Source organism: Xenorhabdus innexi (assembly GCF_002632485.1).
Lineage (GTDB): Bacteria > Pseudomonadota > Gammaproteobacteria > Enterobacterales > Enterobacteriaceae > Xenorhabdus > Xenorhabdus innexi.
In genome coordinates this window covers 13430-31883 of record NZ_NIBU01000043.1, presented here as the reverse complement: position 1 = coordinate 31883, position 18454 = coordinate 13430, and the positions used below count along the sequence as shown (strand labels likewise).

Sequence of the window (18454 nt, the reverse complement as noted above, 5' to 3'; positions counted from 1 at the left end):
ATTCTTGCAGAAAGATCGGGCTGACATTGAACATACGGGCGATATCGTCAATGGTGAATCGACGGGAGGCCAGCCATTCCGCATCTTGGTTACTCATGCTTAGCTGTTGGTATTCCATCCCACCTTCAAGGATCGGCGTTTTTCCGGCATTACGCGCTCCTTTATAACGTTCGAGGGCTTCCAGTGCCTTACTTCCCTTGATTCCGTCCAGCCAGTCAGCGGCTTTAATCACCCCCGCCGCCATCATGCCATCTTTCATGATGCTGGCACCGTGGCGTTGCTGTGCCAGTCCCAAACCCAGTGTTTCACGGCAAACAGTAACGGGAGAGCGCCCCAAAAAGCCATCTTCGGTGGCATAGCGCAAATGCAACACTTCTTCCTGTAGATAGGTTTTGACCTTGCCGCTATAAGGCTCAGTGATGGTATATGCGAACCGGTGATCCGATAATCGTTGTGGTACAACTGCTGACGATGGGTAAGGGTGTAATGACTGTGGCTGACCATCTCGCCCCCAGACAATTACCGCATACGCATTGCCATTCAATAAGCAATGACGCATCAGTGTTCGCTTGAATTGGTATGGCGTCTGGCAGTCATTCGGGCACTCATTGAGTAAATAATCGACCGGATGATCACTCAGCCATTCGCGGGATTCTTTGCCGTTTTGGTGCGCAACCCGATAGAGGTAGCAAGGCATCGAGGCCACCGCTTCGCTAATCACCGTAACGGCATTCATCACAGCGGGTATGCCTTCTGCCGTCGAAGGTGAAACATGCTCTCCCGATTTGGTATTAGACATGCCTGCCAGAGAAAGAAATTCATCAATACTCATGCTGCGGGTTTCGGGAGTTTTGCGTGTAAAAGGCCACATAATCACACCTCGGACAGTTGCAGCCAGTAATGACGCAAATCCACAGGGCAGGGTTTAGCGGCATTCAGTGAACGCCTAGCAATCTCTACGCCACTTTCAGGATAGGCAGGTAAGCTGGTTATGGTGATTTCCCGTAATTCAGCCTCCAATACGGTTCTGATATAAGGTGTCTGACGGGTATCCCACTGATCTTTAATGGTACGAAAACCAAAGGACATGCCTTGTATATCGCCTCGTTCCACCAGCGTTAGCACATCGCGACCCAATTGAGTATCTGGCGGCGTTAACTCGAAACGTAATCCGGTGGCATCTTCGCTAAGTTGTAATGTGCCAGACGTGGTGCGACCTAACAAATTCATCGGGTCATGCTCGTACAACGCCCTGATATCAGCTCCCGCCGTTAGGCTGGCATTAAACGCATTCGGGACGAACTGTTCGATAAACTCATCCCATAGTACGTGTGATCGGCTGCTCCACTTAATCACATAGCTGGTCAGCGTCTTATTGTTGGCAGACAGTGAAGCGGTGCGGATTTCAAAATCATTCTTCATTGATGGACTCCAAGGCTTGGAAAGGGGTGCGATACCCCTTCTGCTTAGTTGCTGGACGCTTTCACTTCCAGTATCTTAATTGCGTTGGAATCCACCAGCCCGCCCCCCAGATATTTATCGGTATGTACCTTATAAAATCCCGGCTCGGTGATATTGTCAGGGCGGGTGCGAATGCCCGTTTCATGGTCAACAATAAAATAGCCGCGTTTGAAGTCCCCCAGACCGATCACACCCTCCGGCATAAATTCAAGATAGTGGATAGGCAAACCCAGCAACATATCGGGATCGCCCGCCTGTAAACGTTCCCGCCAGATATAATCACCATTGCCGTTTTTCAGTTTTTGCACTTGCGCGGCTGTGCTGGAATTCATCACGCAGACTGCGTTTTTACGGTATTTGTTCTTGAGTAAGAATTTCAGGTCAATCAGGCTATCGGCAGAAAGTGCGGTAACTTCCAATTTTTGTAATGTACCAAACGCGCGAATTTTGTCGGTTTGAGTATCACGGGGATAAGACAGGAAGCCTTTCGCTTTTTTACTACCGTCACCGCTGACGAGATCCGTTTCTTCGGTATCAATGAATATGTCAGCAATTTCAGAAGCCAGCCAACCTAAAATATCTACATCGCTAAAATCGATAATTTCCTGTGTGGTTTTAGGGTAGGCGTAAATGGGGAACAGCTTAATGCTGACTTCTTCCATTTTAGGTGTGGCAGTTTCACCGCGTGTCTTGTTTTCTTCCCCATGTGCCACGACTGCGCCACCGACAGAAACCAACTGCTTATATTCGTTGCTGCGTGTAGTTTTCACCGTACAAATCCGGCGCATGACTGACTCATCTGTTAGTTGCTGCATGATTTGTTTGTTCAGTTCTGGGATAACGGTATAGCCGCCCTCAGACGGAACCCCCGTAGATAAGGAACGAGTTTCGCCAGTCAGAATATAGTGGCGTAATTCATCGTTGCTGAGTTTTTTGCTGGTCGGCTGGATTTTTGCCTGACTGCGTTCTTCATCAGCCAGTGACTCATAACGGGCGATTTCAGTATTTAGCGTATCAGATTGGCTGCGCAATTCGTCGAATTGTTTGGCTTCATCAGTATTGAGTGAACGCTTTTCGTTTTCAGCTTTGATAAGCAGTGAACGCATTTGATGGGTTAAATCAGATTTTTGTTGACGTAATTCGAGAATTTTTTTCATAGTGTTTTGTGGGTGTTTATTTTTATGAAAACACTATTTAACACCATGAAACATAATTAAAAAGCCTCTAAGATTTAGAGGCTAAAGATGATAAAACATAAGAACAAAACATTTACAAAACTTTTTACTTACAAAGTGATAAATCTTTTACATAAGTGGTTGGTGACATCCACGATATTTTATCACATGTCAAATAACCATCATTTTTTAACTTATAGCTAACGTAAAAAGAAATAGGAAAACTAACAACAAATGATGCAAGCATCAATATGGACAAATATTTAACAATAATCTTATTAAATTTAGGCAGCCTGTCAAAGAGAAAGAAAAAAATAGAGCCTGATAGAGAGTAAAATAATAGAGGGAAAGACATAATACATATGATAACTGCGCTAGAAAATGTTATCTCGTCTTTCATTAGTATTAATGAAACAGCAGATTCAATGACTAAGTACATCATAAATGTCATAAACAATAACAATATCAATACGCCAAATGCTTTTAAATATTTACTATTCACCTCATCCTTCCTAATCCATTAAAGAAAATTCGTAAGTCTGCTTCTGGTGCTCTTGGTTTTCTGTCCCTTTGCTCTTTTAAAAGAGCTATTAATTTTTCACTTATTCCATATTGTTTATCAAGCATATCTAAACCATAAGCTACCAAGATACCAGTAAGCAAAACTAGTCCGGCAACAGCAATAATACTACCACCGACAACGGCTGTTGCAGTTAAAACTGTACCTACAGTCCAAGAAGCAGCCGCAGTAATTGCTGTTTTCGCCATATCAATTGTTATATTGCCGATAAAATCGGCTAAGGTATATTCATCCTTAAAAAGGCTTTCTACCACTCGGTAGCCAATAGAAAAAATGATGCAAAACCTAACACCTTTAACAATGCTAGCATTAAGTCCCTGTTGTCCTATCCCCATTCCTAACATTTGAGGATGAGTAGCACCGTATCGTGTTCCCCTGACAAGATTCCTAAGACCTGCACGTCCCGACAAATGAATATATGCACGTCCATCTTTTCCTATATGTGTTGTCGCTTTGATACTTAACCTCTGAAACTCTCGGCAAACATCAGAAAATCCACGCGAATCATAGATATTCCCCGCATAAGGGGAAATAGGATCTGTGATAGAAAATACATGGGACATAGGATTTTTTTTCTTGTCTCCCTCCCCTCTTGCCAGTGATTCGCCATAATTTGGATTTTGTGGAGGGCTAGGATTAATATCTGCAATAATGCTTTGAGCTTGAGCTAATGTCAGTAAAAAGTGATATTCCGTATTATCACGTAATACCTTTTCTAATCCTAAGCTATCAAAAAACTCATGCTGAGGTTTTAGCTGGTTGATTCCCACTTTTCCATTTAAGTAATCACCCAAATACCCCTCCCAAGTGGGATTATAATCTTTTCTTCGTGTCATTTAAGCTCTCCATACTATTTCACGTTTAACAATTACAAGAATCATAATTACGTTTATAAAAATAATTATTCCCCGTCAGCCCCCCTAAAAATCTTTTTAAGGCTATCAACTGTACACGCTATACATAATCGTCTGAATGCCTTGTTATATCAGGGTTTACAGCAATTCATAGTGTATTCATTAACTATTCATCTGTTAATTCAGGCTATGTATAGAGTGCATAGTAAATGTATAGTTGAATAATAACTATACATTCTATTTTTATATTTAAAATCAGAAAAATACAGTATTCAATGCACAGTATGTACAGTTAAATATAAAAACTTATTATGACGCAATACTAAGATTCTTACGCTCAGGTAAAGCAGGAAGCCATTCTTCCGCTTCTTCCGACAACGAGACATTATAAGAATAGCCTTTCATTGTTCTCACCTTCCGATAATCTTTTCGGTATTCCAGCATAATTTTTGGTATTGACTCACCAAATTTTGTCAGTGTTAACGGACGTTCAAAACCGTGCGCATCCATAAAAGAGAGATAGGCGTGATAAAGATATATTCTTGGTGCGCGTGGGCTGATGTTCTTATTGCCCATCTTCATTCCGGCTGCATCATCCACGGATATCAAATAACCGCAAAAATGATAGAGAGGATCAGAACCACATTTTACCGTTAATGCTTCGCTGGAATCACGTTGCATCTGTAGTAATTTCTTAGCCTTATTCTGGTCGGCAAATTCGTCTAATAAGTGTCGGATAATCACCGGCAGTTCTCGACTGATTTTCTCCGGCAATTGTGAATCTTTCTCGGACTCTTTGACCGGAATATTGAACGGAAATATCACCCGCCGCCGTGCAATACCGCCATTGCGTTCGGTAAAGCTCATCGGTTCGTTATTGGTGGCTAATACCACGGCTTTGATGATGGTAGAAAATTGCTTCTCATATTTTCCGTCAACTTCAATCAGGTCGCCGCCTGTAATGGCCTTAATACCTGCCCCTTCACCGACATATTTAACCTGATCGGGTAACGTAATTAAGCTCTTGCCGACAAATTGATAACGGCCTCTCGCTTCATCCAGTGCTCTCATATTGCCACTGGCGGTATTATGTTCACCTGCCAGTAAGGTAGCGATATACGTAAATACGCTTTTACCGCTGCCACCTTCGCCTGTCACTTCAATAAATAGCTGCCAGTCATAACGGTTTGCCAGAATCATAAACAACGCGGCGTTAATGCGTGCCATCTTATTCTCATCGTTCCCCGCTGAATGGGAGAGCCAGCAATAAAAATGAGGCGCATGTGTCGGTAAGTTTTCACCGATAGCAGGCTGGGTAAACTCAATGCCATTATGGTTCATTAACCAGTGTTCCGGCTGATGTGATTTGAATGCTTTTTCAGACAGATCATATACACCATTATTGAACCCAATTAACTCGTGGCGTTGTTCACCAATGACCGGAATTTGTAATTTCATGGCATTGATAGCGTTATTGATCCCATTTGGACTATACGGCGTTTCATGCTGATTGAAGATTGCCACCATTGCGCGACGTAGCTCGTTATCTGATACGGTTTCCCATGTTGTACCGTTATAGTGATAAACCGCTTCGCTTTCAGCATGTACCGCGATTTTTTTGTAATGCTCAACCAGCAATGCCCCGCGTTGACTGGCTGCCATTTGTGCCAGATTGTTATTGGCCTTTTTTGGCTTAGTTTCGTGGATCACTGCCGCTTCTGCTTCCATGAGTTTTTTCTCCCTAACCTGATATAACCCGTTTCTGAATGCCTGCTTTGCTACTTCTATGCCGTGATGCTGACGATAATCATCCCAGTCGGCTTTATATTCCGTTGGCGGTAACGTTACCCAGCCATTAATCGCTTGAGCGGTCTTTTCTGCCGCTATTTTGCCCACATTCTTTTTAAGCTTGCCGTTTTTGTCCCGTTCGCCTTGTGAGTGCCAATCATTATCGGCGGCAAGGATAATTCTCGATTCAGGCCACTGTTTTCTGGTCAATTCAGCCACGGTTAGTAAATTACTTTCATCAATGGCAGCCAGTACCACGCCATTATGTAACTGGCTGACAGTTAGTGCTGTCGCGTAACCTTCGGTAATGATAATGGTGTCCGGCGTTCCGGTTATTTCAGATACCGGAATAAAGCTCCCTTTTTTCTGTGTACCGGAAACAAGGCGTTTTTCGCCGTTAGGCTTGATGATTTGTGCGCCCGTATTGGTGTCGTTCAGTGTCTGAATCACCAACAATAGAGAACCATCCGGCAATAGCCGCTGATTGGGGCATTGCAGCCCCTTTTTCGCCAGATATTGAGATTCTCCCCTAATCGATTTTTCCACCAGTACCGCGATCCGTTCCGCAATGGGTTTCACTGTTCGGGGCTGTTCTTTAACTGGTTTGAATATAGGTTCAGGTAATGGCATTGCCAGTACATCAGCAATCTGCTTAGCGGCGGTTAGGATAGTGATACCTTTGGCTCTTGCCACTAAATCCAGACCATCACCATGATTGGGTTGCTCACACTTGCGACAATGCCAGTCGCCATGATGGCTATCGTCTATAAAGTGAAAACGGTCAGTACCGCCGCATATCGGGCAAGCGCCATGCTTCCCTTTTGCCGGAACATCAACACCGCAGGCTGGCAACAGGCTTTGCCAGTGATTCATGGCGGATTGTTTCACGCTTCGGATAACGTCTATCGGGCGGATTCCCATAGGGCTTTTAGGCTGTGAGGAACGTTGACTCATGATTTATTCCTCTCCATAAACAGCCGTACACAATGCGTGATAGACGTCTTGATTGATATCACAGGCCAGCGCAATTAAGTTATTTAAATCGATAGAGCATTCGTCTTTGGCCTTTTCGAGAATGACGCCAAATAAAGAAGTTGCCAGCCCCGTATTGTGCATGGCCTGAGAAAGTGAAATAGGTGATCGGCTTTCATATACTCTGACTATTTCAACGTCGATAGATTTATCATCTGGTATGCAAGAATGACGAATACGCATGGCGGCTTTCTCCGCACCGCGCAATGTCTTGTATTTGTAACGGATTGTTTCTTTTTTTATCTCGCCAGTATGCTGATTTGTGGTGGTGATAATGATCTTAAACATGGCTTACCCCCTGAACGGAGATAAGGCGCATAGGATGAATATCCACCAGTCGCTGAGTGCCTGATGCAATTAGGAATGTAAATTTAAGGCGAGTTTGGGTATGCTGTTGAATAGCCATGATGTAAGACCCCTTTACATTGTGGTTAGAAGCCCAGCTAGTGCTACAACACTGCTGGGCTTTGTTATTTTTGAATGCTACAACATTCAAGTGGAGTACAGTATAGCCACTAAGTGGAGTACACATCAAGTATTTATTTGTTATTTCTTTGGTGTATACTGGATTACATATAAAACGCGGAAACCTAGATATGACAAGAAACCACATAAATAACAAATCACAAAAGATACAAGCTAGAGCACCACATGAAGTTGTCGAAGCAATAGAAGCATTGAAGAACGATGGTGAAAGCACGGGGCAATTTATCGTCACTGCATTACAAGGTGAAATCAAACGCCGCCAGCGTAAAACCAAAGCATCATCTGAGCAATAATCAGTCAAAGGACTTTTTTGTCCTTTGGTGCAAAGGGTGGCATTCGCCGTGCTATCCTTTTCTTTTTGCACTCCACTCAGAGAAGATCGCAAAGTCCGGTTATCTAATATTCGATTTAGCCCCCTCAAAATTGAGGAGGGTATAAAATCAATAAGTTGCCGTAGGTGTGAGAAATATTCCTCATACCCATCAGCGAAAAATTCCGCCGATTGGAACTGAGCCGAAAATTTGGCTGAGTAACCGGACGAAAATTCGGCTGATTGGCTTACTGATGTTTTAGTAATCGGCAGAGTAACCATTGCGCCAGCCAGTAGAGAGTGATTCATCTGGCAGGCATTCATCAGTTCGCCCCTACACGCTGCGCTAGCCATTTCTGGGATAGTCCTGTTAGCTTGTCTTTACGGACGTGATAATCCATCCCTAATTCAATCAGCGTAGTGTTGGTCTGCTCCAGATAAGAAAGGTGCTCAAGCTGTAACTCGCTCATCGCATCACGAGGATTGCCAATAATACCGTGCTGTTGCGCCCATTGTTTCGCTGTCAGACCAGCCAGAATAATACGACTCAACATATTGGATTCGTTGCTGTAATGAGTTGGTTTTGTGATTTTTCCCTGCTCCATCCGCGCCATTTCCAACGCTGAACACATAGGTTTAAAGTAGTTTGCTACTTTTAGGCGTGACTTAAGCTCATTTCGTAGCTGTTTAGTGACGATTGGGGCAACTTTGTGTAACGCCTCCTCGCACTTGATAAAATACTGGCGGATTAAGCGACCTTGTTCAGTACGCTCGACCATTGCCAGTTCTTTGGCTGTATTAATGATGACATGATAGTCTTTAGTTAATTGCTGTCTGGATTTTGCGCTATCCGAATTTGGGTAGCTCAAATTCTCCACAATGGAATAATCCCGTCCCTCAATAAATTCATATTGATTAATTCTGTCACTCATCCATGCAGAAAAGTTACGCTTAACACCTAATGCCTTATGCAATGACTTTGCACTTACACTATTAACTAATTGCCCGTTAATATTGCCTTGAATAACAGGCAACATTTCAGCAAAAGATAATTCGCTAATATTCTTCTGGCTGGTTTTAGAGTGAGCGAGTTCCTGACCATTTAAGGCCATATTTTTAGATGTCATATTTTTACCCTGTTTTAATTAATTTGATTTTCGGCTGTAGGGGTTATTTACATTGTCTACTACTGGCGGGTTGCGTACCCAGTGCAACAGATCACTGAGCAACCAAGCACAGGAATTGCGACCTAATGGCTTACGGGCAGGGAAACGGCCTTCATTTTCCAGTTTCCATGCTGATGTTCTGGAAATAGAGGTAATGTGCTGGCGTTCCTTTTCACGGATCAGACGATCATAACGTTCGCCATATTCGGAAAGAATAGAGCGGCGCTCTTCAGGTGTTGGAGTGTTGTATTGAATGGTCATGTTACCCTCACTGTTTCATTGTTTTTGTGAGGGTATTTTACTTAATGGAAATTATTAAGAAATCAATGCGCATTTGTTACATGTATATCACAATGCCTATGCTAGCCATCAAACGCATTCATTCTCATTATTGAGCTGCTTTTAATATAACCACATTCTCATAATTACCCGCTAACACATCCAATCTCTCACACCACTTGCTTAAAGCATCTAGCTTCTCTGGTAGGTATTGGCTCTTGTTGTATATTGCCATGATACCCGGCAAGGCATGACCTAACAGTTGCTCAACTACATGAGGTGCTATGCCCATATCATTTAACTTAGTTGCTAAGGTGCGCCTTAAATCATGTAATGTCCATTTTTCCGTATGGCCCAATTTTTTCCATATTTTTATCCCATACTTCGCCACTGTTGAACCATCTTTTAGCTCACCAAGCAAATAACTGCTTTTATGATTTTGGTAGATAAGCTTTTCTAAAAATTGCGTCATATATGCTGGTATTGGGCGAATGATTTTACCACCGGACTTACTGTGTTCCTTTGGAACAGTCCACTGCATTGAGTGAAAATCCCATTCCGAACATTTAGATAACCTAGCCTCTTGAGTTCTACAGCCAAACACAATCAAGATTGTTAATAAGTTATTGTAATAAGGCATGTGAGTATTTGTGCTTACAGATCTCCATAATTGACCTAACTCATTATCAGTTAAAAATCTATCGATTTTATTTTGTACTTTACCCACATCTGGAATGGTTAAATCATCCAAGGCATTACTAATAGCGAATTTCCTTACGCGGCAAAATTTTAAGGCTTGTTTGCATAATTGGAATACGTTTCCAGCGGAGACAGGTGATTTCTTTTTTATATCATCAAAGCATTGAATCCAATAGCGAGTTTCGCAGTCGGATAGTGCCATATTACCAATATTTGGATAAATATATTTATTGAGTTGAGCTATGTGCTTATCAATGCTTACACGGTTATCTCTTCCATAATTTTTTATCCAATACTCGATAGCATCTTTTACGGTGACTGGCTTTAATGACTCTTGCATATCTAAGTCAAACTGTAGCTTTGGATCTTTACCAGAAGCCAACCAGTTACGGCATTTATCTCGCATTTCACGAGCTTGCTTGAGGCTGATATCAGGATATCGCCCAATGGTTAGGCGGTTTAATTTTTTACCATCAAGTCGATAGGTAAAAACCCAGCTGATACCACCAGATTTAGATGCTTTTGCACTCAGTCCTGCACCATCGGCAAAAAACTCAATATTTCTTCTTTCTTTTCCGTATAGGCTTTTAAGTTTTTTGTCACTGAGCTTGTTTAGTTCTGCCGTCATGATCACTCAAAATGTTTATACAAATGTTTATACACAGTGTGCTGCAAAAGTGGAAAAACGTCAATAAACACTGGAACAATATACAGTGTTTATTTTTGGTTATCCTGTTGATTTGTAATGTAATTATGGAAACTCATGCACGCAGGGAAACATGAAGGAATACAACACCGTATGATCTGACCCACATGAATCCCTCCTTAGATTGAATGAACTATAAACATTGTTAAAAATGAGAATAAACTGAATCGAGTTATCTCTCATTTTTTAAATTTTTATTTATTCGCCATCAATTATCTGTTTTTCCGAATTTTTATAGATAACAAAAAGTTAACTGTTTTGTTTTTCTGTTTTGGAATTAAATTCCCGGTTTGTTTTTGCGAAAAATGAAATTAATTAATTGATTTTAATGGATATAATTTAATTTATTGAAATAATGGAAACTGTTTTTGATTTATTTTTTATATTGATTATTCTTACCTGAGTGAACCCTTTAAGGTGAGGAATTGGTGATGACGCAGCAAGTATTGGAAACAGCATTAACCTTTATAAAACCTTTTTCTGATACTGAGAAGAAGGTTTTATCATCTGAATCTATTGGTTTTCTGGAAGATTTAGTCGTTAACTTTTCTGACAGACGCAGCAAATTACTAGAAGATCGTATACATTGGCAGCAGAAAATAGATAACGGGAACCTACCGAAATTTATTTCGGAAACATCTTCCATTAGAAATGGCGATTGGAAAATTCAAGGAATTCCTGATGATCTAAAAGATCGTCGGGTTGAGATCACTGGGCCTGTAGAACGAAAAATGGTCATCAATGCCCTGAATGCTAACGTTAAAGTATTTATGGCGGACTTTGAAGATTCTTTGGCACCAAGCTGGGATAAGGTTATTGATGGCCAAATTAACTTGCGGGATGCAGTTAATGGAACCATTTCATACACCAATGAGCAAGGTAAACGTTATGAATTAAAATCTGATCCTGCGGTATTGATTGCTCGTGTCAGGGGATTACATCTGTCAGAGAAGCACATCCTTTATAAAAATGAACCCATTTCTGGCGGGTTATTCGATTTTGCACTTTATTTCTCTTTGAATTATAAGCAATTAATGGAGAAAGGTAGCGGCCCTTATTTCTATTTACCTAAGCTCCAGAGCTACCATGAAGCGCAGTGGTGGAGTGATGTTTTCAGTTTTGCGGAAGAACGTTTCAATTTGCCAAAAGGTACGATTAAAGCGACTGTTTTGATCGAAACTTTGCCAGCCGTGTTCCAGATGGATGAAATCCTCTATCACCTGCGTCACCACATTGTCGGCCTGAACTGTGGTCGTTGGGATTATATCTTCAGTTATATCAAAACACTGAAAAATCATGCGGATCGTGTCTTACCCGATCGTCAGTCTGTCACTATGATGCAGCCGTTCCTGAGTGCTTATTCCCGTTTATTGATTAAAACCTGCCATAGACGCGGTGCCTTTGCTATGGGTGGTATGTCCGCATTTATACCGAGCAAAGATCCTGAGCAGAACCAGAAAGTTCTGGATAAAGTCAGGGCTGATAAAGAGCTGGAAGCGAATAATGGGCATGACGGTACGTGGGTTGCACACCCCGGTCTTGCCGATATTGCAATGGAAGTATTCAATTCAAAACTGGGTGATAAGCCAAATCAACTGATGGTTTCCCGCGAGGAAGATGAAGAAATCACTGCGGAGCAATTGCTTGAACCGAGCCAGGGAGAAAGAACCGAAGAAGGAATGCGGGCCAATATCCGTGTCGCTGTTCAGTATATAGAAGCGTGGATTTCAGGGAATGGTTGTGTGCCGATCTATGGTCTGATGGAAGATGCCGCGACAGCAGAAATTTCCCGTACCTCGATCTGGCAATGGATTCACCATGAAAAGTCGTTGACCAATGGTCAAAAAGTGACTAAAGAGCTGTTCAACCAGATGCTGAAAGAAGAACTGGCTGTCATTAAGCAAGAAGTTGGAGAGATGCGTTTTCACAAAGGAAAGTTTATGGAAGCTTCTGAACTGATGAAACGGATCACTACCCAAGATGAACTCGTCGATTTTCTGACTTTGCCAGGTTATCAATTACTTGACTGATTTAAACAACATCCAACCAATAAAATTCATATTCAATTAATTCAGAATAGGAAGTATAGGATCATGACTGTTTCTCGAGCACAACAAATCACTCAATTAGAGCAAGAATGGAAAAAAGCACGCTGGGAAGGCATTAATCGACCATACGGAGCTGAAGATGTTATTAAATTACGTGGTTCAGTCAATCCTGAACATACTTTGGCTCAAATGGGTGCGAAAAAGTTATGGGAATTGCTGAATGGAAAATCTAAAAAAGGTTATGTAAACGCGCTGGGTGCACTGACTGGCGGGCAGGCACTTCAGCAGGCTAAAGCCGGAATTGAGGCCGTTTACCTTTCTGGCTGGCAGGTTGCGGCTGATGCCAACACAGCTTCCAGTATGTATCCTGACCAATCGCTCTATCCGGTTGACTCCGTCCCAAATGTCATTAAGCGTATCAATAATAGTTTCCGCCGCGCAGATCAGATCCAATGGGCAAATGGCATTGGCCCTGATAGCGTAGAATACACGGATTATTTTCTGCCGATTGTGGCCGATGCCGAAGCTGGATTTGGTGGCGTCCTGAATGCTTTTGAACTGATGAAAGCAATGATTGAAGCTGGAGCCGCGGCTGTCCATTTTGAAGATCAGTTAGCAGCAGTGAAGAAATGTGGGCATATGGGAGGCAAAGTTCTGGTACCAACTCAGGAAGCTATCCAGAAATTAGTGGCTGCTCGTTTAGCTGCGGACGTATCAGGCGTGCCGACTCTCCTTATCGCTCGTACTGATGCTGATGCAGCTGATTTGCTGACATCTGATTGCGATCCCTATGACAGCGAGTTTCTTACAGGCAAACGAACCTGTGAAGGTTTCTTCTGCACACGTGCAGGTATTGAGCAAGCTATCAGCCGTGGGCTGGCTTATGCTCCATATGCTGATGTTGTCTGGTGTGAAACATCGACTCCAGATATTGAAGCCGCCCGTCGTTTTGCCGAAGCAATTCACGCTGAATATCCCGGAAAATTACTGGCATATAATTGCTCTCCATCTTTTAACTGGAAAAAGAATCTGGATGATAAAACCATTGCCAGCTTTCAGGAACAGCTTTCCGAGTTGGGATATAAATTCCAGTTTATTACTTTGGCTGGTATTCATAGCATGTGGTTCAACATGTTTGATTTGGCATATGACTATGCTCGTGGCGAAGGAATGAAACACTATGTTGAGAAAGTTCAGGAGCCTGAGTTTGCTTCACTTGAGCGTGGTTACACTTTCTCATCACACCAGCAGGAAGTGGGCACGGGTTACTTTGATAAAGTAACCACCATTATACAGGGAGGAACTTCTTCTGTTACCGCTCTGACCGGCTCAACCGAAGAGCAGCAATTCTGATTTCTGTATAACGTTGATATCATTTTGGGGGATTCCGTCAAGGGTTCCCCTTTACGCATCAGAGCAAGGGGGCAGCATGGAAACAGACTTAGCTCATTTAATTGCCCAGACTATTCTTCAGGGATTTGATGCGCAATATGGCAGGTTTCTGGAAGTAACATCTGGCGCGCAACAGCGTTTTGAGCAGGCAGACTGGCACGCAGTGCAGCAGGCTATGAAGAAGAGGATCAATCTGTACGATCATCATGTAGGCTTGGTGGTTGAACAGTTGAAGTGTATTCGTGGTTCACGGCTGTATGATCAGGAGTATATCGCTAAAATAAAAGCGGTTTATACCCGCCTGTTACCGGATTATCCCCGCTTTGAAATTGCAGAAAGTTTCTTTAACTCAGTTTATTGCCGATTATTTCAGCATCGTAATTTGAAGCAGGAAAATTTATTTATCTTTTCTTCGCAGCCACCACGCCGTTTTCGCCATATTCCACGTCCGCTATCGCGGGATTTTTTTCCTGATGCCGATCTTGAAACGATGCTACGGGCGATTTTAAAAGATTTACCATTGCGTCTGAAATGGGAAGATTTAGGCAGGGATATTAGTTATATCACGCAGTACTTACAAAACGCATTTCCCCGAAATGATTTACGGCAGGCGACATTTCAGATTGCCAACGAATTATTCTATCGTAATAAGGCAGCCTGGCTGGTGGGAAAAATAAGGCTGTGTACAGAGGCTTACCCATTTTTACTGCCTATCCATCATAACGAATCAGGCAGAATTTTTATTGATACCTGTCTGACGAACCATGATGATGCCAGTATCGTTTTTGGTTTTGCCCGCTCTTACTTTATGGTTTATGCCCCGTTACCGGCAGCGATGGTCGAATGGTTACGCGAAATTTTACCAGCCAAATCGACAGCGGAGCTTTACATGGCAATTGGTTGCCAAAAACATGGAAAAACAGAATATTACCGTGAATATCTGACATTTATTAATTCATCTCAGGAGCAGTTTGTTATTGCGCCGGGGGTGAAAGGCATGGTTATGCTGGTTTTCACATCTCCTTCTTTCGACCGTGTATTTAAGGTTATAAAAGACAAGTTTGCGCCACAGAAAGAGGTTTCTCAGGAGAGAGTTCAGGAATGTTACCGGTTAGTCAAGGAGCATGATCGTGTCGGAAGAATGGCTGATACGCAGGAGTTTGAAAATTTTGTTATCGATAAACGGCATATCAGCCCTGAATTAATGGATGAAATACAAAAAGAGATCCCTGAGAAGATTGAAGATCTGGGGGATAAGATCTTGATAAAACATCTTTATATGGAACGAAAAATGCTCCCGCTGAATATATACATGGAGCAGGTTGATGAAGATAGTCTGAAAGATGCTGTTGAAGAGTACGGGAATGCGATCAAGCAACTTGCGGCAGCGAATATCTTCCCGGGAGACATGCTATTTAAGAATTTTGGCGTGACACGCCACGGACGGGTGATTTTCTACGATTATGACGAAATCTGTTATATGACCGAAGTGAATTTCAGGGATATTCCTCCGGCGCGTTATCCAGAAGATGAACTTGCCAGTGAACCGTGGTACAGCGTAAGTCCTAATGACGTTTTTCCAGAGGAATTCCGGCATTTTTTATGTAGTGATAAGCGTGTCCGTCAATATTTTGAAGAATTTCATGGCGATCTCTTTAAGGCTGATTATTGGCGTGCATTACAGGAGAGGATAAAAAACGGATATGTAGAAGATGTTTTCGCTTATCGCCTCAGGCAAAGATTCAGTCAGCGTGATGCCGAGGTAGCCTGAAAGAAGAAGGATATTTGCGGAAATTCAAACGAGTAAGCTTCTTGAACGAACAAGTAAACTCATTGAAATAATAGAATTTCCGCAATTTGAAAAACTACTTGGCTAAATTATGCTTTAGCACCTGTTACTGCATTATGAGCCAGTTCCGTAATAGAGGCATAATCGCCTTTTTTCAATGCATCATTGGGTACCAGCCAAGAGCCACCGATGCACAGGACGCTATTCAGTGCCAGGTAATCACGGTAATTATCAGGAGAAATTCCCCCAGTCGGGCAGAAACGTACTTGTGGGAATGGGCCAGCAATAGCTTTCAATGCTTTCACCCCACCATTTGCTTCCGCAGGGAAGAATTTGAAACAGTCCAAGCCATAGCTCATACCCAGCATCAGTTCCGAGACTGTGGAAATACCCGGAATAAGAGGAATTGAGCCAACAGTCGCTGCTTGCAACAATTCATCAGTCAACCCGGGGCTAATCGCGAATTGTGCCCCCGCCTCAGTAACAGCGGAGAGTTGTTCAGGGTTAATTACAGTTCCGGCCCCGATAATTGCTTCGGGAACTTCTCTGGCAATAAGGCGAATTGCTTCCAGTGCGCACTCTGTTCTCAGTGTGACTTCCAATACCCTTATTCCACCCGCCACCAATGCTTTCGCCAATGGTACGGCATGTTCAATTTCATTGATTACGATAACAGGGACGACGGGGCCATCAGTCAGAATGTTTTCCGCAGTGGTTTTCCAATTATTCATTAGCAGTTTCTCTCATCGAATCAGACACGAGGGATTTAAAATCCCTTGTTTTAAAATGTAATGGAACATGCACCTTGCTCTGCACCGGAAAGCTGGGTGCGCAAAGCGCCAAATAATTCACGGCCACAACCTGTATGCCCTGTACTTAAATCGGCTTGATAAGGTATTCTTTGTGCCAATACCAATTCATCAATCAGCAACGTAAGTTCGCCAGTGTTGCCATCAATACGGATTAAATCACCATCCTCTATTTTTGCCAGTATCCCGCCAGCATTGGCCTCGGGTGTAACATGAATGGCGGAAGGCACTTTACCGGATGCGCCGGACAGGCGCCCATCCGTTACCAACGCAACTTTAAAACCCCGATCCATCAGTACACCCAGAGGTGGCATTAATTTATGTAATTCAGGCATCCCATTTGCCTGTGGCCCCTGATAGCGGACGACGACGACACAGTCACGATCTAATTCTCCGGCTTCAAAAGCAGAGGCTATATCATGCTGGCTATTAAAAACGACAGCCGGAGCCTCGATAACAAGATTACTGGCAGGTACTGCGGAAGTTTTCATGACTGCCCGACCAATATTTCCGGTCATGACTTTTGTACCGCCATGATGCTTGAAAGGTTTTTCAATGCAGGCAATAACGTCTCTATCCAGTGAAGAATGAGTACCTTCACGCCATGCCAGTTGACCTTCATTCAGCCACGGCTCTTGAGTATAACGCTCCAACCCAAATCCTGCGATGGTATTAACATCTTGATGCAGTAAGCCTTTTTTCAATAATTCCCGAACAACCAAAGCGACACCACCGGCAGCCTGAAACTGATTGATATCCGCAGGCCCATTAGGGTAGATACGGCATAATAATGGGATCACATCTGATAGCTCAGAAAAATCATCCCAATTAATGATAATTCCGGCTGCGTTTGCCATTGCGATCAAGTGCATAGTCAAATTTGTTGAACCGCCGGTTGCCAGTAATGCAATAATGCCGTTGACGATCACTTTCTCATCAACCATTTGTCCCAGTGGAAGGTAATTACCTGAATTTTCCGTCAGACGGGTGATCTGGTGCGCTGCGGCATCGTTTAAGGCATCACGTAATGGGGTATCTGGATGGACAAAAGAAGATCCGGGCAAATGTAATCCCATCACTTCCATGACCATTTGGTTGGAATTGGCTGTACCATAGAAAGTACAGGTTCCGATGCTGTGGTATGAGGCGGCCTCAGCTTCCAACAGTGCCTGACGATCAACTTTTCCTTCAGCATAAAGCTGGCGGATACGAACCTTTTCTTTATTGGGCAAGCCACTGGTCATTGGCCCGGCGGGAACAAAAACAGCAGGTAAGTGACCGAATGACAACGCAGACATGACCAGTCCCGGGGCAATTTTGTCGCAGATCCCCAGATACAGAGCGCCATCAAACATATTATGGGAGAGTCCGATAGCCGCAGACATGGCGATCACATCACGGCTGAGCAGGGACAATTCCATCCCATCCTGACCTTGAGTCACACCATCACACATTGCAGGAACGCCCCCCGCAACCTGACCTATTGCACCGACTGCGCGTAAGGAATCTTTTAATTTTTGCGGATAATTTTCATAAGGCCTATGGGCGGAAAGCATGTCATTGTAGGAAGTGATAATGGCGATATCGTTATGCACCATATTTTTCAATGCGACCTTATCGTCACTTTGGCAGGCAGCAAAACCATGAGCCAGATTCCCGCATGCCAGTTGAGAGCGATGAACAGTTTTTGAACGTGCAGACTCAATACGTGCCAGATAACGGCTGCGCGTCTCTTTAGAACGTTCAATAATTCGTTGGGTGATCCGTTCGACGGTTTTATTGATAGCCGCACTGTTCTGAATTGTTGTCATGATAATTGCTCCCGGCACTTGCTTCCGACACCATATGGAATGTAACGATCTCATCTTTTCACTGATTGT

The 18454-nt window shown here is 43.1% G+C and carries 17 protein-coding genes; 4 read left to right on the top strand and 13 right to left on the bottom strand.

The features are described from left to right. The 8 genes from Xinn_RS14930 to Xinn_RS23155 form a co-directional block, all read right to left on the bottom strand. A partial coding sequence (locus Xinn_RS14930) for a phage portal protein (protein WP_099137676.1) occupies positions 1-871 on the bottom strand: 871 nt, incomplete at its 3' end. A 2-nt stretch (positions 872-873) separates the two neighbouring features. Next, entirely contained in the window at positions 874-1422 is a 549-nt protein-coding gene (locus tag Xinn_RS14925; RefSeq protein WP_086954145.1) for an HK97 family phage prohead protease, read from the bottom strand. A gap of 44 nt (positions 1423-1466) precedes the next feature. Beyond that, positions 1467-2618 carry a phage major capsid protein gene (locus Xinn_RS14920; RefSeq protein ID WP_086954144.1) on the bottom strand — a complete coding sequence of 384 codons (1152 nt, stop codon included), beginning with the start codon at positions 2616-2618 and terminating at the stop codon, positions 1467-1469. A 124-nt stretch (positions 2619-2742) separates the two neighbouring features. Further along, positions 2743-3138: a DUF1240 domain-containing protein gene (locus Xinn_RS14915; RefSeq protein WP_086954143.1), complete on the bottom strand. Its 396-nt coding sequence runs from the start codon at positions 3136-3138 to the stop codon at positions 2743-2745. Further along, positions 3135-4052 (bottom strand): hypothetical protein, encoded by a 918-nt coding sequence (locus Xinn_RS14910; RefSeq protein ID WP_086954142.1) that lies wholly within the window; start codon positions 4050-4052, stop codon positions 3135-3137. Before Xinn_RS14910 ends, Xinn_RS14915 begins: the two co-directional genes overlap by 4 nt. A gap of 327 nt (positions 4053-4379) precedes the next feature. Next, entirely contained in the window at positions 4380-6812 is a 2433-nt protein-coding gene (locus tag Xinn_RS14905; protein WP_099137675.1) for a primase-like DNA-binding domain-containing protein, read from the bottom strand. A gap of 3 nt (positions 6813-6815) precedes the next feature. After that, positions 6816-7178, bottom strand: a complete 363-nt coding sequence (locus tag Xinn_RS14900) for a hypothetical protein (RefSeq protein ID WP_086954141.1) — start codon at positions 7176-7178, stop codon at positions 6816-6818. Further along, on the bottom strand, positions 7171-7296 hold the full coding sequence (locus tag Xinn_RS23155; protein ID WP_280176147.1) for a hypothetical protein: 126 nt from the start codon (positions 7294-7296) through the stop codon (positions 7171-7173). Before Xinn_RS23155 ends, Xinn_RS14900 begins: the two co-directional genes overlap by 8 nt. A 190-nt stretch (positions 7297-7486) precedes the next feature. Here Xinn_RS23155 and Xinn_RS14895 point away from each other — a divergent pair, with 190 nt between their 5' ends. After that, positions 7487-7669, top strand: coding sequence for a YlcI/YnfO family protein (locus Xinn_RS14895; RefSeq protein ID WP_086954140.1), 183 nt, complete (start codon positions 7487-7489; stop codon positions 7667-7669). 340 nt (positions 7670-8009) lie between these two features. On the opposite strand, the gene Xinn_RS14890 is transcribed toward Xinn_RS14895, so the two are convergent. The 3 genes from Xinn_RS14890 to Xinn_RS14880 all read right to left on the bottom strand — a co-directional run bounded on the left by Xinn_RS14890 (position 8010) and on the right by Xinn_RS14880 (position 10458). Next, the gene (locus tag Xinn_RS14890) at positions 8010-8813 is read right to left on the bottom strand and encodes an antA/AntB antirepressor family protein (protein WP_086954139.1); all 804 of its coding nucleotides are present in this window, start codon (positions 8811-8813) and stop codon (positions 8010-8012) included. A gap of 18 nt (positions 8814-8831) precedes the next feature. Next, on the bottom strand, positions 8832-9113 hold the full coding sequence (locus Xinn_RS14885) for a helix-turn-helix transcriptional regulator (protein WP_086954138.1): 282 nt from the start codon (positions 9111-9113) through the stop codon (positions 8832-8834). 127 nt (positions 9114-9240) lie between these two features. Further along, positions 9241-10458, bottom strand: coding sequence for a tyrosine-type recombinase/integrase (locus Xinn_RS14880; RefSeq protein ID WP_086954137.1), 1218 nt, complete (start codon positions 10456-10458; stop codon positions 9241-9243). A 509-nt stretch (positions 10459-10967) separates the two neighbouring features. Between Xinn_RS14880 and aceB the strand changes: the two genes are divergently transcribed. The 3 genes from aceB to aceK all read left to right on the top strand — a co-directional run bounded on the left by aceB (position 10968) and on the right by aceK (position 15747). Next, positions 10968-12566: a malate synthase A gene (aceB, locus tag Xinn_RS14875; RefSeq protein ID WP_086954136.1), complete on the top strand. Its 1599-nt coding sequence runs from the start codon at positions 10968-10970 to the stop codon at positions 12564-12566. A gap of 63 nt (positions 12567-12629) precedes the next feature. Further along, positions 12630-13937 carry an isocitrate lyase gene (gene aceA / locus Xinn_RS14870; RefSeq protein ID WP_086954135.1) on the top strand — a complete coding sequence of 436 codons (1308 nt, stop codon included), beginning with the start codon at positions 12630-12632 and terminating at the stop codon, positions 13935-13937. A 76-nt stretch (positions 13938-14013) separates the two neighbouring features. Continuing rightward, complete coding sequence (gene aceK / locus Xinn_RS14865; protein ID WP_086954134.1) at positions 14014-15747, top strand: bifunctional isocitrate dehydrogenase kinase/phosphatase; 1734 nt, start codon at positions 14014-14016, stop codon at positions 15745-15747. Between the two features lie 107 nt (positions 15748-15854). Here aceK and Xinn_RS14860 read toward each other — a convergent pair whose 3' ends face one another. Continuing rightward, the gene (locus tag Xinn_RS14860; protein ID WP_086954133.1) at positions 15855-16496 is read right to left on the bottom strand and encodes a bifunctional 4-hydroxy-2-oxoglutarate aldolase/2-dehydro-3-deoxy-phosphogluconate aldolase; all 642 of its coding nucleotides are present in this window, start codon (positions 16494-16496) and stop codon (positions 15855-15857) included. Positions 16497-16546: 50 nt separating this feature from the next. Beyond that, positions 16547-18385: a phosphogluconate dehydratase gene (edd, locus tag Xinn_RS14855; RefSeq protein ID WP_086954132.1), complete on the bottom strand. Its 1839-nt coding sequence runs from the start codon at positions 18383-18385 to the stop codon at positions 16547-16549. Positions 18386-18454 lie beyond the last annotated feature (69 nt).